This window comes from Haladaptatus sp., assembly GCF_049589095.1.
Classification (GTDB): domain Archaea; phylum Halobacteriota; class Halobacteria; order Halobacteriales; family Haladaptataceae; genus Haladaptatus.
In genome coordinates this window covers 1-4,144 of the sequence record NZ_JBAWAC010000392.1, presented here as the reverse complement: position 1 = coordinate 4,144, position 4,144 = coordinate 1, and the positions used below count along the sequence as shown (strand labels likewise).

General features: G+C 65.5%; 4 protein-coding genes and 1 pseudogene. All 5 read left to right on the top strand.

Annotated features, from left to right (window positions below; all coding sequences use genetic code 11):
- A partial coding sequence (locus WBV42_RS12280) for an aspartate aminotransferase family protein (RefSeq protein ID WP_423986292.1) occupies window positions 1–814 on the top strand: 814 nt, incomplete at its 5' end.
- Window positions 811–1,866: a [LysW]-lysine hydrolase gene (locus WBV42_RS12275; protein ID WP_423986291.1), complete on the top strand. Its 1,056-nt coding sequence runs from the start codon at window positions 811–813 to the stop codon at window positions 1,864–1,866. The genes WBV42_RS12280 and WBV42_RS12275, both read left to right, overlap by 4 nt.
- Window positions 1,863–2,756 carry an ornithine carbamoyltransferase gene (argF, locus tag WBV42_RS12270; protein WP_423986290.1) on the top strand — a complete coding sequence of 298 codons (894 nt, stop codon included), beginning with the start codon at window positions 1,863–1,865 and terminating at the stop codon, window positions 2,754–2,756. Before WBV42_RS12275 ends, argF begins: the two co-directional genes overlap by 4 nt.
- 63 nt (window positions 2,757–2,819) lie before the next feature.
- On the top strand, window positions 2,820–3,803 hold the full coding sequence (locus WBV42_RS12265) for a CapA family protein (protein WP_423986289.1): 984 nt from the start codon (window positions 2,820–2,822) through the stop codon (window positions 3,801–3,803).
- Window positions 3,804–3,893: 90 nt separating this feature from the next.
- Window positions 3,894–4,144, top strand: a pseudogene (locus tag WBV42_RS12260) (threonine synthase); the annotation flags it as partial.

Genomic DNA, 4,144 nt, shown 5'->3' with positions numbered 1-4,144 from the left:
GAGCGCGACCGGCAACTCGAAACTCGTCGCCGCGAAGCGCGGCTTCCACGGCCGCACGATGGGGTCGCTGTCGGTGACGTGGAAGAAGAAGTTCCGCGCGCCGTACGAACCGCTCGTGGACGAGGTGGAGTTCGTCACCTACGGCGACGAGGACGAACTCGCCGACGTCGTGGACGACGAGACGGCCGCCGTCATCCTCGAACCCGTCCAGGGCGAGGGTGGCGTCAACCCCGCCACGCAGGCGTACCTGCAAACGGCCCGCGACCTGACGGCCGACGCCGGTGCCGCGTTGATCTTCGACGAGGTGCAGACCGGACTCGGCCGGACGGGGGCCTTCTGGGCCTGCGAACACGCGGGCGTCTCCCCGGACGTACTCACGACGGCGAAAGGGTTGGCGAGCGGCCTCCCCATCGGCGCGACGCTGTGCGCCGACTGGATAGCCGACGGTGCCGGGTCGCATGGCTCGACCTTCAGCGGAAGCCCCGTCGTCAGCGCGGCGGCGAACGCCACCCTCTCGGTGCTCGTGGACGAGAATCTGCCAGAGCACGCCGCCGAGATGGGCGAATATCTCCGGCACGAACTCGAAGCGGCCGACCTGCCCGTGCGCGACGTTCGCGGACACGGACTGTTGATCGGCATCGAGGTGAAGCGCGGCGCGAACCGTCTCCTCAAAGAACTCGCGCTGTCACACGGGATTCTGGCGCTCCCGGCGGGACGGAGCGTGCTGCGCCTACTGCCGCCGCTGACGGTCGAAACCGAGCACATCGACGCCGTCGTCTCTGCGCTGACCGACGTGTTAGGAGGGAACGAATGATGGTCGAGATGACCGAGGCGAATTCGGTCTCACCGGCCGCCGCGCGCGACCTGCTAATAGAACTGGTCGGGATATCGTCGGTGTCGGGGAACGAAGCGGAGTGCGCCGAGCATCTCGCCGACTTCCTCGAATCGAAGGGTCGCGAGGTCTGGATGGACGACGTGGGCAACGTCCGTGCGCCCGGAAACGGGATTCTGCTCACCTCGCACATCGACACGGTTCCCGGCGACGTTCCGGTGACACTGGAGGACGGTATCCTCCACGGACGCGGAAGCGTGGACGCGAAAGGTCCGCTGGCCGCGATGGCGGTCGCGGCGGTCGAAACCGGCGCGAGCTTCGTCGGCGTCGTCGGCGAGGAGACCGATTCGCGCGGTGCGCGCCATCTCGTGGAGGACGCAGACGAGCCAAAATTCGTGATCAACGGCGAACCCAGCGGCTGGGACGCCGTGACGCTCGGCTACCGCGGGTTCCTCTCGGGAACGTACTCGGCCACGGTGGAATCGGTCCACACCTCACGGCCGGAGCCGAACGCGATTCAGTACGCGACGAAGTGGCTCTCGGGGGTCGAATCCGAATTCGACTCCGACGAGGACGGTTCGACGGTGGAGTCGGTGACCGTGAAACCCGTCTCGTTCGACGGCGGTCTCACGTCCGACGGCCTCGCGACGGAAGCGACCGTCGAGATCAAGTTCCGGATTCCGTCCGGGATGACGGCCGAGGGGATTCGGTCGGTCGCCGAAGACCACCTCGACGTCGGGGCGGTGTCGTGGAACGAACCGATTCCGCCGACGCTCTCCAGTCCGCGGACGGAATTGGGACGAGCGTTCCGCGTCGCCATCCGGAACGAGGGCGGCGACCCGAGCCTGCTCCGGAAGACGGGAACGAGCGACGCGAACCTCTACGCCGAGGTGTGGGACTGTCCGGTCGTCACCTACGGACCGGGCGACTCGTCGCTCGACCACACGCCCGAAGAACACATCGAACTCGCCGAGTTCGACCGCTCGATTGCGGTGTTGGAGGCCGTCTGCGAGGACCTGGAGGTGGCAGCATGACGCGTCATTTCCTCGACGTGGACGACATCTCGCCGGACGAGTTGGCGGAGGTGTTGGCGCTCGCGTCGGAGTACAAGGAAAACGGCTCGCCACCCGAACTCTCGGGACAGACGCTCGCCATGCTGTTCGAGAAGCCCAGCACGCGCACCCGCATCTCGTTCGAGACGGGCATGACGCACTTGGGCGGCCACGGTATCTTCCTCGGCCCGAACGACACGCAACTGAATCGGGGCGAACCCGTCTCCGATACGGGTCGGGTGCTTTCGCGCTACGTGGACTTCGTCATGGGCCGCGTGTTCGAACACGAGAGCCTGGTCGGAATGGCCGAGCACGCCACGATTCCCATCGTCAACGGGCTTTCGGACGTCGCTCACCCGTGTCAGGCGCTCGCAGACTTGCAGACGATTCAGGAGCACTTCGGCGGCTTCGACGACCTCACGGTCGCCTGGGTCGGCGACGGCAACAACGTCCTCAACTCCTTCGCCATCGCGGCGGCGACGGTCGGGATGGACCTGACGGTCGCCACCCCGGAGGGGTACGAACCCTCGGAGGATGCCCTCTCGACGGCGGCGAACCGCGGGCCGAAACCAAGCCTGACGAACGATCCGGACGCGGCCGTCGCTGATGCCGACGTGGTGTACACCGACGTGTGGGTCAGCATGGGCGAGGAGGACGAACGCGAGTCGAAACTGACCGCGTTCGACGGCTTCCAACTCAACGAGGAGTTGCTCCCCGACTCGATGCCGGTCATGCACTGTCTGCCCGCCCATCGCGGCGAGGAGATCACGGGCGACGTGCTCGAAAGCGACCGCTCGCTGTCCTGGGATCAAGCCGAAAACCGGTTGCACGCACAGAAAGCGCTCTTGGCGTTTCTCGCGGACGCGGACTGATTTCCCTTCGAGCGGGTAGCCTTTTCCCCGTGTCCCACCAACTACAGTGGGGGAAACTGGGATATGACGAGACTCGGGTTTGCGGGGGATGTAATGCTCGGACGGCTGATAGACGAACGACAGAGAGAGCGAAGCGTCTCCGGAATCTGGGGGAACATGGAGGAATCCCTGCGCGAACTCGACGGCTTTTTCATCAACCTCGAATGCTGTCTCTCGGCTCGGGGGACGCCGTGGACGGACACGTACCGGCCGTTTCACTTCCGAGCCGACCCCGACTGGGCGGTTCCGGCGCTCGAATCGGTCGGTGTCGATTGGGTGAACCTGGCGAACAACCACATTCTGGATTACGGGCCGGACGCGCTCGCCGACACGATACGATATCTGGACGACGCCGGAATCGCCCACTCGGGCGCGGGTGAAACCCTGGAAGCGGCGTGCGCTCCCGCGTTCGTCACCGTGGACGGATTGGACATCGCGTTCGTCTCGTTCACCGACAACACGTCGGAGTTCGCGGCGGGACCCGACGAGCCCGGAACGGCGTACGTGGATTTCGACGTTACCCACCCGCAGGCGGTTCGACTCGTCGGTAACTCGCTCGGGCGTGCACGGGATGCGGACCCTGATCTGCTCGTGGCGTCGCTCCACTGGGGACCGAACATGCGAACCGAACCGACCGTCGAGTTTCGGGAGTTCGCCCGATGGTTGGCCGAAGAGGGCGTGGACGTCGTTCACGGCCACAGCGCACACGTCTTTCAGGGCGTCGAAGTCGTGGACGAGACGCTCGTCTGCTACGACACGGGCGATTTCGTAGACGATTACGCCACCGACTCGAAACAGCACAACGACCGGAGCTTCCTCTTCGAGGTCGGCGTGGCGGACGGTGAACTGTCCGACCTCCGCTTGCGTCCAACCGAGATATACGATTTGGCGGTTCACGAGGCCGAACATTACGCGGGAACGTGGAGCGTCCAGCAGATGGACGCGCTCTCGTCCGCCTTCGGGACCGAATTCCAGCGCGAGGACGACGACCTCCTCCTCCCGCTGTAGGCTGATTTTTACGGGCTTCGAATCGGAGACGGGACGCCATCGTTGCCACCGTCCGCGCCTTTTTGACCCCGGAACCCATCGGGTCCGGCAATGAACCTAACGCTCTCGAACCCGACGGCATCGGCCCCCGACAGTGCGGACGACGGCGTCTGGCTCGCCTGTATCGACTGCGAGTGGACCGGCGCGCCGTTCGACGAGATTCGCTATCGCTGTCCGGACTGCGACGGATTGCTCGAAGTTCGCTACGCCGACCACCCGACGTTCGACGATTTCGACGGACACGGCGTCTGGCGCTACGCCGACGCCCTGCCCGTCGAATCGGGTGTCAGCATCGAGGAGGG